Source organism: Streptomyces iakyrus (assembly GCF_000717055.1).
Taxonomy (GTDB): domain Bacteria; phylum Actinomycetota; class Actinomycetes; order Streptomycetales; family Streptomycetaceae; genus Streptomyces; species Streptomyces iakyrus.
The window spans coordinates 34,373-53,835 of the sequence record NZ_JNXI01000015.1 but is presented as its reverse complement, the minus strand read 5'-3'; the positions used below and the strand labels follow the sequence as shown (position 1 = coordinate 53,835).

At 74.2% G+C, this 19,463-nt stretch carries 13 protein-coding genes; 4 read left to right on the top strand and 9 right to left on the bottom strand.

Going from position 1 to position 19,463, the window contains the following annotated elements; genetic code table 11:
- Positions 1-5: 5 nt before the first annotated feature.
- The 6 genes from OO68_RS23275 to OO68_RS23250 all read right to left on the bottom strand — a co-directional run bounded on the left by OO68_RS23275 (position 6) and on the right by OO68_RS23250 (position 7,489).
- Positions 6-1,418, bottom strand: a complete 1,413-nt coding sequence (locus OO68_RS23275) for a lysine N(6)-hydroxylase/L-ornithine N(5)-oxygenase family protein (protein WP_033310591.1) — start codon at positions 1,416-1,418, stop codon at positions 6-8.
- Positions 1,415-2,815, bottom strand: a complete 1,401-nt coding sequence (locus tag OO68_RS23270) for a pyridoxal phosphate-dependent decarboxylase family protein (protein WP_033310589.1) — start codon at positions 2,813-2,815, stop codon at positions 1,415-1,417. Before OO68_RS23270 ends, OO68_RS23275 begins: the two co-directional genes overlap by 4 nt.
- Positions 2,816-3,394: 579 nt before the next feature.
- Positions 3,395-5,887 carry an aminopeptidase N gene (gene pepN / locus OO68_RS23265; RefSeq protein ID WP_033310582.1) on the bottom strand — a complete coding sequence of 831 codons (2,493 nt, stop codon included), beginning with the start codon at positions 5,885-5,887 and terminating at the stop codon, positions 3,395-3,397.
- 67 nt (positions 5,888-5,954) lie between these two features.
- The gene (locus OO68_RS23260; protein WP_033310580.1) at positions 5,955-6,503 is read right to left on the bottom strand and encodes a response regulator; all 549 of its coding nucleotides are present in this window, start codon (positions 6,501-6,503) and stop codon (positions 5,955-5,957) included.
- A gap of 138 nt (positions 6,504-6,641) precedes the next feature.
- A complete protein-coding gene (locus OO68_RS23255) occupies positions 6,642-6,992 on the bottom strand; it encodes a chorismate mutase (protein WP_033310578.1) in 351 nt (116 codons plus the stop codon).
- A 20-nt stretch (positions 6,993-7,012) separates the two neighbouring features.
- On the bottom strand, positions 7,013-7,489 hold the full coding sequence (locus OO68_RS23250) for a GNAT family N-acetyltransferase (protein WP_033310576.1): 477 nt from the start codon (positions 7,487-7,489) through the stop codon (positions 7,013-7,015).
- A 134-nt stretch (positions 7,490-7,623) separates the two neighbouring features.
- Here OO68_RS23250 and OO68_RS23245 point away from each other — a divergent pair, with 134 nt between their 5' ends.
- Positions 7,624-8,511 (top strand): hypothetical protein, encoded by an 888-nt coding sequence (locus OO68_RS23245; protein ID WP_033310574.1) that lies wholly within the window; start codon positions 7,624-7,626, stop codon positions 8,509-8,511.
- A gap of 532 nt (positions 8,512-9,043) precedes the next feature.
- Here OO68_RS23245 and qcrB read toward each other — a convergent pair.
- The 3 genes from qcrB to OO68_RS23230 all read right to left on the bottom strand — a co-directional run bounded on the left by qcrB (position 9,044) and on the right by OO68_RS23230 (position 12,279).
- Entirely contained in the window at positions 9,044-10,699 is a 1,656-nt protein-coding gene (qcrB, locus tag OO68_RS23240; protein ID WP_033310572.1) for a cytochrome bc1 complex cytochrome b subunit, read from the bottom strand.
- Between the two features lie 100 nt (positions 10,700-10,799).
- The gene (locus tag OO68_RS23235; RefSeq protein WP_033310571.1) at positions 10,800-11,534 is read right to left on the bottom strand and encodes a vWA domain-containing protein; all 735 of its coding nucleotides are present in this window, start codon (positions 11,532-11,534) and stop codon (positions 10,800-10,802) included.
- A 13-nt stretch (positions 11,535-11,547) separates the two neighbouring features.
- On the bottom strand, positions 11,548-12,279 hold the full coding sequence (locus OO68_RS23230) for an ABC transporter ATP-binding protein (RefSeq protein WP_033311003.1): 732 nt from the start codon (positions 12,277-12,279) through the stop codon (positions 11,548-11,550).
- A gap of 137 nt (positions 12,280-12,416) precedes the next feature.
- On the opposite strand from OO68_RS23230, the gene OO68_RS23225 reads away from it, so the two are divergent.
- The 3 genes from OO68_RS23225 to OO68_RS23215 are packed head-to-tail and all read left to right on the top strand — an operon-like array spanning position 12,417 to position 19,457.
- Positions 12,417-15,752 carry an FtsX-like permease family protein gene (locus OO68_RS23225; RefSeq protein WP_033310569.1) on the top strand — a complete coding sequence of 1,112 codons (3,336 nt, stop codon included), beginning with the start codon at positions 12,417-12,419 and terminating at the stop codon, positions 15,750-15,752.
- A gap of 1 nt (position 15,753) precedes the next feature.
- Positions 15,754-18,486 carry a membrane protein gene (locus tag OO68_RS23220; RefSeq protein WP_033310567.1) on the top strand — a complete coding sequence of 911 codons (2,733 nt, stop codon included), beginning with the start codon at positions 15,754-15,756 and terminating at the stop codon, positions 18,484-18,486.
- Entirely contained in the window at positions 18,483-19,457 is a 975-nt protein-coding gene (locus OO68_RS23215; RefSeq protein WP_033310565.1) for an ABC transporter ATP-binding protein, read from the top strand. The genes OO68_RS23220 and OO68_RS23215 overlap by 4 nt, the downstream gene beginning before the upstream one ends.
- Positions 19,458-19,463: the final 6 nt, after the last annotated feature.

Sequence of the window (19,463 nt, the reverse complement as noted above, 5' to 3'; positions counted from 1 at the left end):
CTTCGTCACCTTCGGTCGTCGACGAGCGGGGTCAGTGCGGGTGCCTCGCGGGGCGGCGGGACGTGAGCCCGCCGGGTGAGGCCGAAGGTGGTGAAGGCGGTGCGGGCGGGGAGTGCGTAGGCTTCCCCGCCCGTCAGCGTGTTGAGGATGATCGCGCTGCGCCAGGCGGCGAGTCCGAGGTCGGGGGCGCCGACGCCGTGGGTGTGGGTTTCGGCGTTCTGGACGTACACGGTGCCGGTGACGGACGGGTCGAGGACGAGCCGGTAGTCCTCGTCGATGCGGGGGCGTTCCTGGTTGTCGCGGCGCATGTAGGGGTCGAGGCCGGCGAGGATCCGGTCGAGGGGGCGTTCGCGGTAGCCGGTGGCCAGGACGACGGCGTCGGTGGTGAGGCGGGAGCGGCTGTCCTGGAGGGTGTGTTCCAGGTGCAGTTCGACTTTGGTCGTGGCGACCCGGCCGGCGGTGCGGACGCGGACGCCGGGGGTGAGGACGGCGTCGGGCCAGCCGCCGTGCAGGGTGCGGCGGTAGAGCTCGTCGTGGACGGCGGCGATGGTGGCGGCGTCGATGCCCTTGTGCAGCTGCCACTGGCTGTCGACGAGCCGGTCGCGGGTGGATTCGGGCAGGGCGTGGAAGTAGCGGGTGTGGTCGGGGGTGAAGTGCTCCAGGCCGAGCTTGGAGTACTCCATGGGGGCGAAGGCCTCGGTGCGGCCCAGCCAGTGCAGTTTCTCGCGTCCGGCGGGCCTGTTGCGGAGCAGGTCGAGGAAGATCTCGGCGCCGGACTGTCCGATGCCGACGACGGTGACGTGTTCGGCGGCGAGGAGGGCTGCGCGGTGGTCGAGGTAGTCGGCGGCGTGCACGACGGGTACGCCGGGTGCCTCGACGAGGGGTTTGAGGGGGTCGGGGACGTAGGGCTCGGTGCCGATGCCGAGGACGACGTTGCGCGCGTTGGTGCGGCCGAGGGCCTCGGCTTCTCCGTCGGTGTCGAGCTGGGTGAAGTCGACCTCGAAGAGGTCGCGTTCGGGGTTCCACCGGACGGCGTCGATCTGGTGGCCGAAGTGGAGTCCGGGGAGGTTTTCGCTGACCCAGCGGCAGTAGGCGTCGTACTCGGCGCGCTGGATGTGGAAGCGCTCGGCGAAGTAGAAGGGGAAGAGCCGTTCGCGGGACCTGAGGTAGTTGAGGAAGGTCCAGGGGCTGGTGGGGTCGGTGAGGGAGACCAGGTCGGCGAGGAAGGGGACCTGGATGGTGGCGCCTTCGATGAGCAGGCCGGGGTGCCAGCCGAAGGCGGGGTGCTGGTCGTAGAAGACGGTGTCGAGGCCGCGGAGGGGGTGGGCGAGGGCGGCGAGGGAGAGGTTGGCGGGGCCGATGCCGATGCCGACGAGGTCGCGGGGGGCGTCGGGTTCGGGGGCCGGGGCGGGGTTCATCGGGGGGTGTGTCCTTCCACGAGGGTGGCTCGGCTCGCTGCCGCGAGGTGCAGCAGGGCGGCCAGGTCGTCGGGCCCGGTGGCGGGGTTGAGGAGGGTGGCCTTGAGCCAGAGCCGGCCGTCGAGGCGGGCCCGGCCGAGGACGGCGGAGCCGTCGGTGAGCAGCGCGCGGCGTACGGCGGCGACGGTGGTGTCGGTGGCGCCGGTGGGGCGGAACAGCACGGTGCTGATGGCGGGCGGGGCGTGCAGGTCGAAGCCGGGGTGGGCGTCGACGAGGGCGGCGAACTCGCGGGCGTGGGCGCAGACCTGGTCGACGAGCGCGCCGAGGCCGCTGCGTCCGAGGGTTTTGAGGGTGACGGCGAGTTTGAGGACGTCGGGGCGGCGGGTGGTCCTGAGGGACCGGCCGAGCAGGTCGGGCAGTCCGGCCTCGGTGTCGTCGTCGGCGTTGAGGTAGTCGGCGCTTTGCCGCAGGGCGGTGAGGTCGCGGCTGTCCCGGACGGCGAGGAGGCCTGCGGCGACGGGTTGCCAGCCGAGTTTGTGCAGGTCGAGGGTGACGGTGTCGGCGGTGTCGAGGCCGGTGAGGCGGGTGCGGTGCCGGTCGCTGAAGAGGAGCCCGGCGCCGTAGGCGGCGTCCACGTGCAGCCGGGCGTTGTGGGCCGTGCAGCGGGCGGCGATCTCGGGCAGCGGGTCGATGAGCCCGGCGTCGGTGGTGCCGGCGGTGGCGGCGACGAGCAGCGGCCCGTCCAGGCCGGTGAGGGCCCGGTCGAGCGCGTCGGGGTCGAGCGTGCCGTGCGGGGTGGGTACGACGGCGGGCCGGGGCAGGCCGAGCAGCCAGGCGGCGCGGGGCAGGGAGTGGTGGGCGTTGGCCCCGCAGACGAGCCGGACGGTCGCGCCGTGGGATTCCCGGGCGAGGAGCAGGGCGAGCTGGTTGGCTTCGGTGCCGCCGGTGGTGACGAGGGAGTCCGGGGTCGCCGGTGTGCCGGTTCCGTAAACCTCCCGGGCCAGTGCCGCCGTGACGAGCCGCTCCAGTTCCGACGCTCCCGGGGCCTGGTCCCAGGAGTCCAGGGAGGGGTTGAGGGCGGAGACCGCGAGGTCGGCTGCGGTTGCCACGGCGAGCGGGGGACAGTGGAGGTGGGCGGCGCACAGCGGGTGGGCGGGGTCGGCGGCGGTCCGGGCGAAGACGTCGACCAGGGTACGGAGGGCGTGCGGGTCGCCCCGGTCGGGGAGGACGTCCCCCACGGCGTCCCGCAGCCGCGCCGTGACCTGCTCCGGGCCGCCCGTCGGCAGCGGCCCGCCGCGGGCCCGGGCGCCGGTGTCCAGCGCGTCGAGCACGGTGCGGAGCAAGGGCCGCAGGGCCTGCGGGCCGTCGGGGCCCGATGCGAGGGGCGGCGTGCTCATGGACTGACCTCCGGGGCGCGGGGCTGGCGGCACGCCCGGACAGCCCAACGATTCAACCCGGGTGGAGGTACCTCTGCGCACGGGTGCGAGTTCTCGAAACCGGCCGTGCGGGCCGGGGGGCCGGGCCGGCTTCTCGGCGCGGGGGGCGGTGCTCGACACCGGCCGTATGGCCCCGGGCCCTGGTCGACTTCTGTCCGCGGTGGGTCAAGGCCCGTGGCCCGGGACGGGAGGGACGGCGGGGTTGCCGCGGCGGCGCAAAGGCGGCCACCCGGGCGAGGCCGGGACTGCTTCTGAGCGCCGGTGCCAGGTCTCGGACCCGCCCCGTGGGAACCGGGGCCGGGCCCGGCCCCAGACCCGGAGCCCAGGGCGGGAGGAACGGCCGGGCGGACGCCCGCCGCGCGGCGAGGGCCGCTGCCCGCCGCCCCGAACCGTGCCGCTCTTCGCCTAAGCCCCCGCCCTCAGGGCTCCCGGGCCCCTTGGTCCCGGAGCGCCTCTCGAACCCGGTCGTATGGGCCCCGGCCCGGGCCGGGGCGCGATCCCTGGCCCGGGACGGGAAAGGCGGACGCCCCGGGTCCCTCGTCAGGTCTGACGGGCTCCCTGGACCCGGAGTGCGCGCTTCAAGTCGTCCAGTTGGTCGACGAGTTTGCGGCGGAGCGCGGGGGTCGGGGTGCCGTCGTGCAGGCAGGTTTCGCCGAGGTGGAGGTGGTCCGCGTCGACGGCGTGTGCGGGGAAGGCCCAGCGGCCCGCCGCCTCCGCCATGGCGGGGCCCCGGCGGTCGGCGACGGCGACCGCGTCGGGGTAGTAGCGCGTGACGTACTCGCGTACCAGCTCGGCCTGTTCGGGCTGCCAGAAGCCGCGGGCGGTGGCCGTGAAGAGGTAGTTGGACAGGTCGTCGGAGCCGAACATGGCCTCCCAGGCGCGGGCCTTGGACTCCGGGTCGGGCAAGGCGGCGCGGCAGCGGGCGGCGCCCTCCTGGCCGGTGGCGCTGGGGTCGCGTTCCAGTTCGGCGGCGATGGCGGCCTCGTCGGTCGCGCCGAGGACGGCGAGCCGGGCGAGGACGCGCCAGCGCAGCTCGGGGTCGAGTTCCGGGCCGCCGGGGACGGTGCCGTCGGCGAGCCAGGCGGCGATGGTGTCGGGGTGGGCGGCCACGTCGATGCGGTGGCGTACGGCGATCAGGCGCAGGCCGGGGTTGTCGCCGTCCTCGGTGCGGCGGATGAGGTCGCGGCACAGTTCGGAGAGGGTGGCGAGGGCGGCGGGCCGCTCGTCGGGGGTGAGGTAGCGGTCGGCGATGTAGGCGGAGGCGAAGGCGAGGACGCCCTGGACGATGGCGAGGTCCGTCTCCAGCGGGAGGTGGGCGCGGGCGGTCTCCAGGTAGGCGCCGGGGGCGAGTTCGCCGTCGCGGACGGCGTCCCGCAGGGCGTTCCAGACGACCGCGCGGGTGAGCGGCCGGGGCAGGCCGGACAGGTCCTTGCGGACGGTCTCGAAGGACTCGGGGTCGAAGCGGACCTTGGCGTAGGTGAGGTCGCCGTCGTTGAGGAGGAGCAGGGCGGGGCGCTTGCCGATGGGGTGGGCGTCGGTCTGCGGGACGTCCAGGTGGAGGCTTTCGCGCAGGACGAGCTGCCCGCCGTCGTCGCCGAGGTCCCGGTCGTAGAGGCCGGCGGCGATGCGGTGCGGGCGGCTGCCGGCGCGGTCGACGGTGAGGGCGCAGGTGCCGTGCTCGCCGGGGGTGATCCGCGGGGTGAGGGTGTCGACGCCGGTGGTGCGCAGCCAGGCGTCGGCCCAGGCGTGGACGTCGCGGTCGGTGGCGCTCGCGAGGTTGTCGATGAAGTCGGCGAGGGTGGCGTTGGCGAACTTGTGCCGGGCGAAGTGGGTGTTGATGCCGGCGAGGAAGTCCTTCTCGCCGAGCCAGGCGACCAGTTGCCGCAGCGCGCTGGCGCCCTTGGCGTAGGAGATGCCGTCGAAGTTGAGCAGTGCGGAGGCGGTGTCGTCGACGGCCTCGGGGGCGACGGGGTGGGTGGAGGGGCGCTGGTCGGCGTCGTAGCCCCAGGACTTGCGGGTGACGCCGAAGTCGGTCCAGGTGTCGGTGAAGCGGGTCGCTTCGGTGAGGGTCTGGTAGCCCATGTACTCGGCGAAGGACTCGTTCAGCCAGATGTCGTCCCACCACTTGAGGGTGACGAGGTCGCCGAACCACATGTGGGCCATCTCGTGGGCGATGACCATGGCGCGGGTCTGGCGTTCGGTGTCGGTGACGGCGGAGCGGTAGACGAATTCGTCGCGGAAGGTGACGAGGCCGGGGTTCTCCATGGCGCCGGCGTTGAACTCGGGGACGAAGGCCTGGTCGTAGGAGTCGAATGGGTAGGGCTCGTCGAACTTCTCGTGGTAGCGGTCGTAGCACGCGCGGGTGACGTCGAGGAGTTCGTCGGCGTCGGCGTCGAGGTAGGGGGCGAGGGAGCGGCGGCAGTGCAGGCCGAAAGGCAGGCCGCGGTGTTCGGTGCGCACGGAGTGCCAGGGGCCGGCGGCGACGGCGACGAGGTAGGTGGAGATGAGCGGTGTGGGGGCCGCTTTCCATACGCCGTCGGTGTGTTCGGTGATGCCGTTGGCGAGGACGGTCCAGTCCTGCGGGGCTTTCACCGACAGTTCGAAGACGGCTTTCAGGTCGGGCTGGTCGAAGGCGGCGAAGACGCGCTGGACGTCGTCCAGGAAGAGCTGGGTGTAGACGTAGGTCTCGCCGTCGGTGGGGTCGGTGAAGCGGTGCATGCCCTCGCCGGTGCGGGAGTAGCGCATCCGGGCGTCCACGCGCAGTTCGTGCTCGCCGGCGGTGAGGTGGGGCAGGGTGAGCCGGTTGCCGTCCAGGGCTTCGGGGTCCAGGGGGTGTCCGTCGAGGGTGACGGAGCGCAGCTCGGCGGGCTTGAGCTCGACGAAGGTGGTGCCGTCCACGCGGGCAGCGAACCTGATCAGGGTGCGGGATTCGAAAGTCTCGTCTCCGCCGGTCAGGTCGAGGTCGATCGTGTAGTGGTGGACGTCGAGGAGCTCTGCTCGGGTCTGCGCTTCGTCGCGCGTCAGTACGGACATGCGTGACATGCTGCCTGATGGCGTCGGCAAGGCACAGAGGCGGATCGGTACGTGCCCAATGTCCGCTCTAGGTGCGGTCCTTTTCGAGCTCCCCGGCGTGCGCCCCCATGGGCCGCTGTGTGGGCACGCGCGCGTCGGGGTGCGGCAGTCCGGGGCGGGGGTGTGCGGCGGTCCCGGTGTGCTCTCCGACGAGGGCGCGCAGGTGGTGCACCTCGCGTTCGAGGGCGAGATGGCGCCGGTGGGCGTCGTAGAGGTAGCGGACTTTCGTGCGCAGGGCCCAGGGGTCGACGGGTTTCAGGACGAGGTCGGCGACGCCGAGTGCGTAGGCGGTGGTGGTCAGTTCGTGGTCGGCGCCGAAGCCGGTGAGCAGGATGACGGGGATGTGCTGGGTCTGTTCCACGCGCCGCATGTAGCGCACGACCTCCAGTCCGCTGACGCCGGGCATGCGCACGTCGAGCAGCAGCAGGCCGACCTGGCCGCGGAGGACCTGTTTGAGTGCCTCGTCGCCGCTGGTGGCCCTGCCGAGCTGGTAGCCCAGCGGGGCCAGGGCGCTCTCCAGCGCGTACAGCGTGTCCTCGTGGTCGTCGACGATGAGGATCCTGGTATCCGACGGCATGGCCCGACGCCCCTCCCTCGTGGAGGACCAGAGTAAGTCCGGGACGCTGACGGGGTGTGCTCGTCAGCTGACATGCTGTGCACAGCGCAGCATGCCGCGAGCGGGCCGCCGTGTCACTCCCCCGGGGCGTGCGTGAGGTCAGTTGGCGCCGGTGGTGGAGCCGCCCAGCGCCTCTTCGGCGATGCGCTCGTGGTGGCGGATGACCTCGGCGACGATGAAGTTGAGGAACTTCTCGGCGAAGGCGGGGTCGAGCTTGGCGTTCTCGGCGAGGGCGCGCAGCCGGGCGATCTGGCGGGCCTCGCGGGCCGGGTCGGCGGGCGGCAGCTGGTGCCGGGCCTTGAGGTGGCCGACCTGCTGGGTGGCCTTGAAGCGCTCGGCGAGCATGTGGACGACGGCCGCGTCGATGTTGTCGATGCTGTCGCGCAGCCGGGCGAGCTCTTCGCGGACGGCGGGGCCGGCGTCGGGGGAACCGGTGTTGCTGGTGGTCATGGGGCGTCAGCCTACGGGGATCACGCGGGGTGGCCGCCGGCCGTCTCATTCTTCGGCGGTGGGAGTCGCTTGTGGAAGTAGACGTCCTCGTGGCCGCCGGGGACGCCCTGGACGCGGGCGCGTTCCTCGAAGCCGAGCCTCGGGTAGAAGGCGGGTGCCTGGAAGCTGTACGTGGAGACGATCATGTCGGTGCAGCCGCGCCGGGCAGCTTCGGCCTCTGCCGCGTGCATCAGCCGGCTTCCCCAGCCGCAGTGGCGCCGGTCCTCGCGGATCCAGAGCATGTCCACCGAGCACAGGGTGCCCCAGGTCCAGGCGGTGAGCCCGCCGACCAGGTCGCCGGTGTCGTCGGTGACGCGGACGGAGAGGGGTTCGGTGACGGCGCCGTCGGCGGCGGCGGTGTTGAAGGCGGTCAGCTCCTCGTCGAGCCGCTTTTCGAGGTCGTCGTCCTGGCCGCCCACCCGGAGCGAGGCGGCGACGGTGTGCTGTTCGCTGGTCACGGCGCGGATTCTGCCGGAGGTGCCGGGGGGTGACGACCGGTTTTCGCCGTCCGCGCGCCCGTCCGCTGCGGGTCGCGGCGGGTCGCGTCCTCGTACAGTGGAACCGGGTTCCGGGGCGTCCTTGGGGGTGAGGCGTGGCGAGCGACGGGCCGGTCGAGCACGGTTACCCGCATCTGGAGACGGTGCGGGCCGCCATCACGGCGCTGTACAAGCGGCTGTCGTACGACACCGTCCGGTCGTTCGAGACCAGCGTGCTCCCCGTCGACGTGGCGTTCTGCGACACCGACGACCTGTATCTGGGGGCGCAGCGGGTGGCGCACGAGCTGGTGCGGCACTACCGGCTGCCGGATGCCCGGCTGATCGTGAGTTTCCGGGAGATGCGGCACGCGGCGAACGTGGAGCTCGCGGCGGGGCCGGAGTACTTCGTGGAGCTGAACGACCGGTTCCGTACGCATCGGCGGGACATCGGGGCGGCCCTCGCGCACGAGGTGATGCATGTGTACCTGCATCGTCTGGACCTGTCCTTCCCGGGCGTGAGGGACAACGAGATCCTCACGGACACGGCGACGACGTACCTGGGCGCGGGGTGGCTGCTGCTGGACGCGTACCGGGAGGATGCGGCCTCGTCGCAGAAGCTGGGGTATCTCACGCCGGAGGAGTTCGGGTACGTGCTGGCCAAGCGGGCGCTGGTGTTCGGTGAGGACCCGTCGGTGTGGTTCACCAGTGCGCAGGCGTACACGGCGTACGTGAAGGGGATGGAGCTGGCGCGCCTCGACGAGCGGCAGCCGCCGCTGACGGCGGCGGGCTGGGCGGGACGCCGGCGGTACGCCCGTGACCGGCGGCACGGTTCCTCGGGTCCGCCGCAGCCGGGTGTGCGGTACGCGTTCTCCCCCGACGGGGGCGGGCGCCTGCGGGTGTCTTTCCCCTGCCCCACCTGCCACCAGCGGATCAGGGTGCCGGTGCGGGGCCGGGTCCGGGCCCGGTGCGTGCTGTGCCGGAGCGTGCTGGAGTGCGACACGTAGGGCGCGCATCCGTCCCGGAACGCGTGAGCAGGGCCGCGTCGGCCCCGCTCGGTGGCCGCGCTGGGGCCTCGCCGTCGCGAGCCGGCGATAGGGGGGCGCTGAGGCCGCCACGCCTGCCCGCCGAGCGGGCTGCGTCCGGCCGCGGCCGCGCGCGAGGGGCCTGTGCTGGGCGTGGGCGGCGGGCCGCTGGACGCCCGCTACCGCGACGGACGCACCGGTGGCGACGCGGGCCTGTAGCCGGGTGACCATGCAGGCGGGCCAGCGCTGTGGGCCGCGTGGCGCGGGAGGGTGTGTTCGTGCCGGCTGCGCCGGAGGCCTGCCGGCGCCCGCGTCCAGCCGAGTGGCCGTTGCCCTCGTGGAGTTGGGCCGCCGCGTGCCGGACCCGCTCAGCGACGATCACGTCGGCGGTGCCTGCCCAAGGCCGGGCCCAGGGGGCGCCGTGCGGGATGCGGCCGCACCTGTGCCCGCCTTGCCGCTCACCGCCGATGTGTCGCTGTGGCTGGTCGAGAACCGGGCCCCTGGGGCCCGGTCGTCAGTGCTGGTGATCGCCGCTGGTGATCTGCCGGTACTCCTCCACCGTCGGCTTCTCGATCCGCGCGTCGGGCCCGAACATGGCCTTGGCGAGGCGGGCTCGCAGCCGCTCGGAGCGTTTGACCTTGCGGCGGACGCCTCCCGCGTCGACCTCGCGCCCGACCTCGTAGGGCGGGTTCTGCTCGTGCTGGGTGAGAGTGAACCGCTCGGCCTGGGCGAGGGGCTCGTGCACCTCGATGTACTCGCCGGTCGGCAGCCGCTTGATGGTGCCGGTCTCCCGGCCGTGCAGGACCTTGGCGCGGTCGCGGCGTTGCAGGCCCATGCAGATCTTCTTCGTGATGATGAACGCGACGACCGGCAGCACGAAGACGCCGATCCGCACGAACCAGGTGATGACGTTGATGGACAGGTGCAGATGGGTGGCGACGATGTCGTTGCCGCCGCCGATCAGCAGCACCGCGTACAGGGTCAGCCAGGCCACGCCGAGGCCGGTGCGCACGGGTGCGTTGCGCGGCCGGTCGAGGATGTGGTGCTCGCGTTTGTCGCCGGTGATCCACGCCTCGATGAAGGGGTAGAGGCCGAGGGCGAGCAGGATCAGGGGGAAGAGGGAGAAGGGGATGAACACGCCGAGGACGAGGGTGTGGCCCCAGAGGTTGATCTCCCATCCCGGCATCACCCGGATCAGGCCCTCGGAGAAGCCGAGGTACCAGTCGGGCTGGGCGCCGGTGGTGACCAGGTCGGGGCGGTAGGGGCCGAAGGCCCACACGGGGTTGATCTGGGCGATCGCGCCCATCACCGTCAGGACTCCGAAGACGAGGAAGAAGAAGCCGCCGGCCTTGGCCATGTAGACGGGCAGGAAGGGCATCCCGACGACCGACCGCTCCTTGCGTCCGGGGCCCGGGAACTGGGTGTGCTTGTGGTAGAAGACCAGGATCAGATGGGCGGTCACCAGGCCCAGCATGATCCCGGGCAGCAGCAGGATGTGGACGGGGTACAGCCGCGAGATGATGTCCTCGCCCGGGAACTCCCCGCCGAACAGGAAGAACGACAGGTACGTCCCGACGATCGGGATCGACAGGATGGCGCCCTGCGCGAAGCGGATGCCGGTGCCGGACAGCAGGTCGTCGGGGAGGGAGTAGCCGGTCAGGCCGGTGATGATGCCGAGCATCAGCAGGGTCCAGCCGAAGACCCAGTTCAGTTCGCGCGGCTTGCGGAAGGCGCCCGTGAAGAACACCCGCATCATGTGCACCAGCATGCCGGTGATGAAGACCAGCGCCGCCCAGTGGTGGATCTGCCGGATGAGCAGCCCGCCGCGCACGTCGAAGCTGATGTCCAGCGTGGACTCGAACGCCCTGCTCATCAGGACGCCGTTGAGTTCGGTGTAGGAGCCGTTGTAGACGACCTCCTGCATGCTGGGCTCGAAGAACAGGGTGAGGTAGACACCGGTGAGGATCAGCACGACGAAGCTGTAGAGGGTGACCTCGCCCAGCATGAAGGACCAGTGGTCCGGGAAGACCTTGCGCATGTTGGCCTTGGCCAGGGCGTAGAGGCCGAGCCGCCCGTCCGCCCAGTCGGCGAGCTGCTCGCCCTTGCCCGCGGGCGGCCTCCGGTGGGCGGAGTCCGTCCCGTACACCCGTCGTGCGCCGTCGTCGCCCATGCGTCGTCGCCTCCCCGTCGGATCCTTCCCAGCGTGGCACGGCGTCGTGGTCGTGCAAACGGGGCGAGGGTGGGTTGGGCCAAGGGGACCAGCGGCGGGCTCAGCGGGCGGCGGGCTCCCGCACGATCCCCTGCGCCCGTGCGGCCACAAGCCACTGCGGGAACTCGCCGACCAGCCGGTCGTACAGCTCGGCGTCCGATACCTTCCGGGGGTCCTGGCCCGCGTGGAAGAACCCGGCGTTGTCGACGGTCCGCTTGCCCGGCACGGCGAGCTCGTCGAGCTTGCGCAGGAAGTCGAACTGCTTGCTGCCCGGGTCTCCGAACCCGATGAACTGCCAGAACAGCGGCAGTCTCGCGGCCTTGCACAGGTACCGCTCCGCGGCGAGCTTGTTGATCGGCCCGCCGTCGGTCTGGAACACGACCAGGGCGGGCTCGGCCGTCCCGCTGTCGAGGTAGTGGTCGATCACGGCGTCCATGGCCAGGTGGTAGGCGGTCTTGCCCATGTGGCCGAGCCCGGCCACGATCCGCTCGATCCGCCCCTCGTGATCGGCCAGGGCGATCTCGGTCTCGGCATCGACGTCCGTGGAGAAGAACACGACCGGCACGGTGCCGTCGTCGTCCAGGTGCGCCGACAGGCCGAGCACCCGGTCGGCCAGCGCCTGGACGCTGCCGTCCTTGTAGTAGGGCTTCATGGAGCCGGAGTAGTCGACGACGAGGTAGACCGCGGCCCGCAGTCCGTCGAGGCCGTGCTTCGTGAGGGACACCCCGGCGCTCTTGTAAAGGTTCACCAGCGCGGGAGCGGTCTCCTGGACCTTGCTCAGACTGATCGCGACCATGGCCCGCATCCTCTCACCCCTCGACGACCACCCCGTCGTTCAGCTCCAGCACCCGGTCGGCCAGGCCGAGGAGTTGGGGGTCGTGGGTGGCCACGAGGGCCGTGACGCGCTCGCTGCGGACCACGGCCCGCAGCAGTTCCATCACCGCCAGGCCGGTGGCGGCGTCGAGCTGGCCGGTCGGCTCGTCGGCGAGCAGCAGGGCCGGCCGGTTGGCGAGGGCCCGGGCGATGGCGACCCGCTGCTGCTGTCCGCCGGACAGCTCGGCGGGCCGCTGCGTCTCATGGCCGGCGAGCCCCACCAGGGCCAGCAGCAGCGCCACCCGCTCCTCGCGTTCGCGCGGCTCAGCCCGGCGCAGCCGCAGCGGCACGCCCACGTTCTCGGCGGCGGTGAGGATGGGGATGAGCCCGAAGGACTGGAAGACGAAACCGATCCGGTCGCGGCGCAGTTCCAGCTGCTCGCTCTCGCCCAGCGCCGACAGGTCGGTGCCGCCGAGGACGATCCGGCCGCTCTGCGGGGTGTCGAGGCCGCCGATCAGATGGAGCAGCGTCGACTTGCCGGAGCCCGAACGGCCCTTGAGAGCGACCAGTTCCCCGCTCCGGACGGTGAAGGAGGCCCCGCGCAGCGCGTGCACGGCGGCGGCCCCGGAGCCGTAGGAGTGGTGCAGGTCCTCCACCCGCAGCATCGGCCCGCCGGCCGCGTCGTCGGCGAGGGCGGCGCCGGTTTGCGGACTGGTGTTCTCGGTCATCATCGCATCCCATACGGAACCGGTCCGCATGGTCAAGAGCCGGACGACCCGCGTTCGAACTCATGTGCCGGGCGGGTAACTCCGTGATATGCATGCCGGGTTGGGGCTCTGAGGCGCGTGCATCGGGTGGGGGAAGAGTGACGGGCTTACTGCTGCTGCGCCTGCGCGCGCACCGGCTGCTGCTCACGGCCGCCCTCCTCGCCGTCCTGCTGACCACCTCGGTGCTCGCCGCCCTGACGGCCTACTCCGGCTCCGTCGGGAACGCGGCGCTGCGCGGCGCCCTGGGCGGCCGGGCCGCGGCCTCCGCCTCCCTCGTCGTCGAGGCGGACGTGCCCCGGGAGCGGCGGGACGCGGCGCAGCGGGCGGTGGTGCGCGGGGCGCGGGACGCCTTCGGCGGGCTGCCGGTGACCGTGCGCAGACTGGAGCGGTCCGGGCCTTACGCGCTGCCCAGGTCCCTGCAGAGCGCCGAGGCCCGCGCCGGGGAGCCCGACCTCACGCACCTCGCCGCCCTCGACGTGTCACGGATCCGGCTGCTCACGGGCGCCCTGCCGGGCCCGGCCCCGGCGTCCCGTACGGCCGCTGTGCCGGTGGCCCTGCCCGAGGCGGCCGCCGACCGGCTGAAGCTGCGGCCCGGAGCGCGGCTCACGCTCACCGACCGGCTGGGCGGCGATCCGCTCCGGGTCCGGGTGACGGGGGTGTACCGGGCGGCCGACGGTTCCGATCCGTACTGGCAGGCCGACGCCCTCGGCGGCCGGGGCATCCGCACGGTCGCCTTCACGACGTACGGGCCGCTGCTGACGCACGGGTCGGTGCTCGCCTCCGGTCGCGCCTCCGAGGACGCCACCGGCTGGGTTGCGACGGCCGGTTTCGGCTCCCTGACGACCGATGGCATCGGCGCGCTCCGCTCGGCGGCGGTCCGCGCGGCCGGGGCGCTGCGCGACGACCCGGCGCTCGGGGGCGACGCGGACGTGCGCACGGGGCTGCCCGAGGTGCTCGACCGGACCGAGCGGGGCCTGCTGGTGTCCCGGTCGACGCTGCTGATCGTCTCGGTGCAGCTGGTGCTGCTCGCCGGGTACGCGCTGCTGCTGGTGGCGAGGCTGCTGGGCAGTGAACGGGCGGGGGAAACCGAGCTGCTGCGGGCCAGGGGCGGATCGCGTGGCCGGATCGCCTCGCTCGCCGCGCTGGAGGCGCTGCTGCTGGCGGTCCCCGCCGCCGTCTGTGCCGCGCTGCTGTCCGGCCCGCTGGCCCGGCTGCTCGCCCGGTGGTCCTCGCTCGACGGGATCGGGCTGCGGCTCAGCGCCGCCCCGGCGGGCGGGGTGTGGCTGGTCGCGGGCGGGGTGGCGGCGGCCTGCGCGATGGCGGTGGTGGCGCCCGCGCTGGCGGCGACGGCGGGAACTCCGGTACGGCTGCGGCGGGTCCGGGCCGCGACGTCGGCCGCGCCCGTGCGGGCCGGAGCCGATGTGGCGCTGCTGCTGATCGCGGGCGTGGCGTACTGGCAGCTGGACCGGCAGACCGACGCGACCGGCGGCGGCGTGCTCAGCCGGGACCGGGCCGGGGAGCTGGGCATCGATCCGCTGCTGGTGGCGGCGCCCGCGCTGGCGCTGCTGGCGGGCACGGTCCTGACGCTGCGTCTGCTGCCGTTCGTGGCCCGGCTCGCGGAGCGGCGGTCGGCGAGCGGGCGCGGACTGCCGGCGGCGTTGGCGGGCTGGCAGTTCAGCCGGCGTCCGCTGCGGGGGGCGGGGCCGGTGTTGCTGCTGGTCATCGCGGTGGCGACGGGCATGCTGGCGATCGGGCACGGTGCGTCCTGGGACCGGTCGCAGGAGGACCAGGCCGACTTCCGGACGGGCGCCTCCGTGCGGGTCCTCGACTACCGGCCGGGCAGCCCCGGGCAGACGGGTCTGTACGCCTCGCTGCCCGGCGCCGTGGCCGCCGCTCCCGCGCACCGCACCACGCTGAGCCTCTCCGGGGACCGCCGGGCGACGGTCCTCGCCCTGGACACGGAGCGCACCCGGGACGGGATGCTCCTGCGCGGCGACCTCGCCGAGGAGCCCCCGGGGCGTCTGCTGCGGGCCCTGACACCGCCCGCGCCGGAGGGGGACCGGGCCGTGCGGCTTCCCGACGGCACCCGGCGGATCGCCCTCGACGTGCGGATCGCCGACGAGGGGGCCCGGACGAAGCGCTCCCCCTCCGATCGCGCACCGCTGCTCACGGTGGTCGTGGAGGACCGGTACGGCATCGCGTACCGGCTGGGCGGCGGCAGCGTCCCGGTGGACGGCCGGAGTCACCGGGTGGCGCTCGACCTGGACGCGACCGCGGCGGGCCGCCGGGCGGCCCCGGCCGGGCCGTTGCGGCTGACCGGGTTGCAGCTCGACGACACCTCTCCCGCCGGGCGCGCCGAGCGGCACCGGTTCACCGTCGAGCGGCTGCTCGCCACCGGCGGCGACGGCTCCGCGCGGACCGTCGGCATCGCGGCCGGGACGCGCTGGCAGGGCAGCCGGGTCGTGACGCAGAACGGAGAGGTCGTCGCCCGTGCGACCACCAGGCCCGGCGCGTCCGGGAGTGCGCCGCTGGCCGTGTCGTACGGCACGGGCGCCGACCGCGGTGACGGCTACGGTGCCCAGCCGGTCTACACCGTCCGGGTCGACACCACCGGCGCCGAGGTGCCGCGCGGCCTCTCCGCCGTCGCGAGCCGGGACTTCCTGCGGGCGGCGGGGGCCCGGCCCGGCGACACCATCGACGTACCGCTGTCCGGGGAGCAGCTGCGGGTGCGGATCGTGCGGGCGGTCCAGGAGCTGCCGACCGCCGCCACCGACCTGGCCGGGGAGACCCTGTCCGGCGGGGCGCTGCTGCTGGATCTGCGGGCCGTCGACGCCGTGCTGGCGCAGCGGGCCAGTACGCCGCTCACGCCCACCGAGTGGTGGGTGAGCACCGCCCCGGGCAAGGAGGCCGAGGTCGCCGCATCGCTCAGGGCGCGCCCCGACCTCGACCCCGGGCAGGTGCTGGTGCGGGACGAGGCCACGGCCGAGCTGCTGCGGGATCCGCTCGGCGCCGGGCCGCGTTCGGCGCTGACGGCGGTGGCGGTGGCCGCCGCGGCCCTGGCCGCCGGGGGGTTCGCGGTGAGTGCCGCCGGTGCGCGGCGGGAGCGGTCCGCGGAGTTCGCGGTGCTGCGCGCCCTGGGCGCGCCCCGCCGGGATCTCGCCCGGCTGGTCGCGACGGAGCAGAGCCTGCTCATCGGTGCCGGGCTGCTCGCCGGGCTCGGCCTCGGCACCGTCCTGACCCGGGCCGTCGTCCCGCTGATCGTGCTGACCTCCGGTGCCGCACGGCCTGTCCCGCCGGTCCTCGTCGAACTGCCGGTGCCTCAGGTGGCCCTGCTCCTCGCCGGGGTGGCCGCCCCGCTGCTGCTGATCACCGTCGCGTCGGCGCTGCGCCGTGCCGAGCCGGCCGTCGCGCTCCGCCACCAGGGGGAGGACTGAGATGCCGCCGAACGCGCAGGGAGCCTCCTGGGTGCGGACCCGGCTGCGGGCCGCGCCCTGGCCCGCCGTCGTCTTCGGTGTGCTGGTGCTGGTCACGGCGTTCCTCGCGGCCGTCCTGCCGAGGGCCGTGGAGGCGTACGAGACGGACGGGCTGCGCGGGGCCGTCGCGACCGCCGCCCCCGAGTCGACCGTGCTGGAGCTGAAGACGGAGCAGCCCGGTCTCAACCGTCCGGAGGAGGCCCGGGCCGACGAGGTCCGGCCGGAGGCGCTCGCGGCGGTCTACGGCCGGGCGCGGGCGCTGCTGCCCGAGCCGCTGCGGGTGGACCCGGCCGAGTCGGCGTACGGGGTGCGGACCGGCAAGAGCTTGCAGGCGCTGGACCCGTGGCTGCCCCGGCCCGACGGGCTGCTGCCCCGCTTCACCCTGCTCGCGCAGTCGGGAGCGGCCGGTCACGCCACCGTGCGGGAGGGCCGGCTGCCCACTGCAGACGCTTCGGTGAGCGTGGACACCCGGGCGGTGGAAGGGGCCGTGACCGCCGACACGGCCCGCACGCTGCGGCTGCGGGCCGGCTCCACGCTCACGCTGGACGGCTTCACGGACGGCCCCCTGACCGTCCGCGTCACCGGCATCCTCCAGCCCCGGCATCCGGAGCGGAGCTACTGGTCCGCTGAGCCGGTCCTGCGGACACCGGCCATGGCGAGCAACGGCGGCCGGCCGCCGCAGTTCTACTGGGAGGCGGGAGTCCTGCTGGCGCCGGATGCCGCCCCGGCCCTGCTCGGCGGTCAGGGAGAGCCGGAGCGGTACTGGCGGTTCGCGCCCGCGACCGGGCGCCTGGCCGGGTCGGACACCGCGGCCCTGACCGACCGGATCGCGTCCCTGGAGGACGGGCCCGCCCTGGTGCGGATGCGCGGCGTCGCCGGTCCGACGGCGCAGCTGTCCACCGGCTTGGAGCAGGTCGTGGGCGCCTTCGCGGAGACGCGTGACGCCGTCGCGCCGGTGGTCGCCGTGGCGGCCTTCGGGATCACCGCGGTGGCCTTCGTCGTCCTGGTGATGAGCGGTGGCCTGGCCGCCGCCCGCCGGGAGGGGGAACTCGCCCTGATGCGGGCCAGGGGCGGCTCCCTGCGCGGCATCGCCGGGCGGCTGCTGGCCGAGAACGCGGTGCCGGCGGTGCCCGCGGCGGCGTGCGGTCTGCTGCTCGCCGTGCTCGTCGTGGACGAGGCCCGGCTGCTGCCCGCCGTGCTCGGGGCGGGTGCCGTGGCGCTGCTTGCCTGCACAGCGCTGCCGGTGCGTGCGGCGGTGGCGCATCGCAGACCGCGGGCGCACCGGGGGCGTGACGACCTGGCCCTGGCCAGGCCCGGCGGGCGTCGCACGGTCGCCGAACTGACCCTGCTGGTGCTGGCCGTCGGCTCGGTGCTGACGCTGCGCCGCCGCGGCCCGTCCGGGGACGGAGACCTGCTGGTGAGCGCCGCCCCGGTGCTCGTCGCCCTGGTGGCGGCGCTGGTCCTCGTCCGCCTGTTCCCGCTGCCCCTGCGGTGGGCCGCGGGCCCGGCCGGGCGGCTGCGCGGGGTGGTGGGGTTCCTGTCGCTGGCCCGCGCGGGCCGCTCACCGTCGGCGGTCGCCACGCTCCCCCTGCTCGCCCTGCTGACGGCCCTGACGACGGCCGCGTTCGGGGGCTCCGTGCTGGCGGGCGTGGCGGACGCCCGGGACCGGGCCGCGCTGCTGGAGACGGGCGCGGACGCGCTGATCGCCACCCCCGACGGTTCGCCGCTCCCCGCGGGGCTGGCGCGGTCGGTGGAGGATGTGGCGGGCGTGCGGCAGGTGACGGGCGTGAGGGTCGAGTTCGCCTCCGAGGGCGGGTCCGACGAGGCGCGGTCGCTGACCGTGGCCGGGGTCGAGCCGGAGTCGTACGGGGAGCTGGCCGGGCGGATGGGACTCGGCGGCTTCGAGGCCGGCCGGCTGCGGATGCGGGACGGCGTGCTGGACGCGGTCGCCTCCCCGGAGGTCGCCGGGCGGCTCGGGCGGGCACCGCACCGGATCGTGACGGACGCCGGACCTCTCACGGTGCGGATCACCGCGGTGCGCCCCCGCACCCCGGCCGTCCCCGAGGGCGAGTTCCTCCTGGTCGACGCGGCGGGCCTGAAGGGCTCGGCCGGCCCGTCGACGCTGCTGGCGGCCGGTGCCGGGCTCGACGCCAAGGCGCTCCGGGCGGCCGTGCGCGGCGCCGGTTCCGGCCTCTCGGTGACCCTGCGGAGCGAGGCACGCGCGGCGCTGTCCGACGCGCCGTTGCAGGCCGGTGCCGAACGGATCTACCTCTGGGCCGTCGCCGCGGGCGCGGGCTACGCCCTGCTCGCCCTGGTGCTCGGCCTGGTGCGGTCCGCGCCGGAACGGGCCGCGCTGCTGGCCCGGCTGCGCACCCTCGGTATGACGACCCGCCAGGGGCGGCGCCTGCTCGGCCTGGAGGCGCTGCCCCAGACGCTGCTCGCCGCCGGCGGGGGGATGGCCGTCGGCTGGGCGACGGTGGGGCTGCTCGCCCCGGGCATCGACCTGGACCGGCTCGCCCTGGCGGACACCTCCGGCGTCACGCCACCGGATGCCGTGCTGCGGACCGACCTGTGGTCGCTGGCCCTGCCGGCCGCGGGCGCGATGCTGCTTGCGGGGGCGGTGGCCGTCGCGCAGGCCTGGTGGGCGGGGCGCCGGACACCGATCAGCCACCTCAGGGCAGGAGACATGCGATGAACGGTACGACCGAGTCGCTGGAGGAACTGGAGCGGCGGGTGGCCCGGCGCCGCGACCGGCCGGCGTACGGGCACGACGCCCTGATCGCCTGCGACCGGCTGGTGCGGATCTTCGCCCGGCGCGGCGGCGGGGACGCGGTGGAGGTGCAGGCCCTCCAGGGACTCGATCTCCTGGTGCGGGAGGGCGAGTTGATGGCCCTGGTGGGAGCGTCCGGCAGCGGCAAGTCGACGTTGATGAACATCCTCGCGGGCCTGGACGTCCCCACCGCGGGCGCCGCCAGGGTCGCGGGCCGCGATCTGCTGGCGATGGACGCGAAGGCGCGGTTGCGGTACCGGCGTGAGGTGGTGGGCTTCGTCTGGCAGCAGACGGCACGCAATCTGCTGCCATATCTGACGGCCGCTCAGAACGTCGACCTGCCCTTGCAGCTGGCGGGCGCCTCCCGGCGGAAGCGGGCCGGACGGGCGGACGAGCTGCTGTCGCTGCTCGGCGTCGCCGACTGCCGGGACCGGCGTCCGCAGGCGATGTCCGGTGGTCAGCAGCAGCGCGTCGCGATCGCCGTCGCCCTCGCCAACGCCCCCGCCGTCCTGCTCGCCGACGAGCCGACCGGCGAGCTGGACTCGGCGACCGGGCAGCAGGTCTTCGCGGCGTTCCGCCGGGCCAACGAGGAGCTGGGCACGACGATCGTCATCGTCACGCACGACCAGGCGGTCGCCGGTGAGGTCCGCCGCACGGTCGCGATCCGCGACGGCCGCACCTCGACGGAGGTGCTGCGCCGCACGGAGGTCGACGAGGCGGGCCGGGAGTCCCTGGTGGCCCGTGAGTACGCGATGCTCGACCGGGCGGGCCGCCTCCAGCTGCCGGCCGAGTACACGGCGGCCCTGGGCATGGCGGACCGGGTGCTGCTGGAGCTGGAGGAGGACCACATCCAGGTGTGGCCGGACGAGCACGGCAACGGCAACGGCAACGGCTGAGGGCAT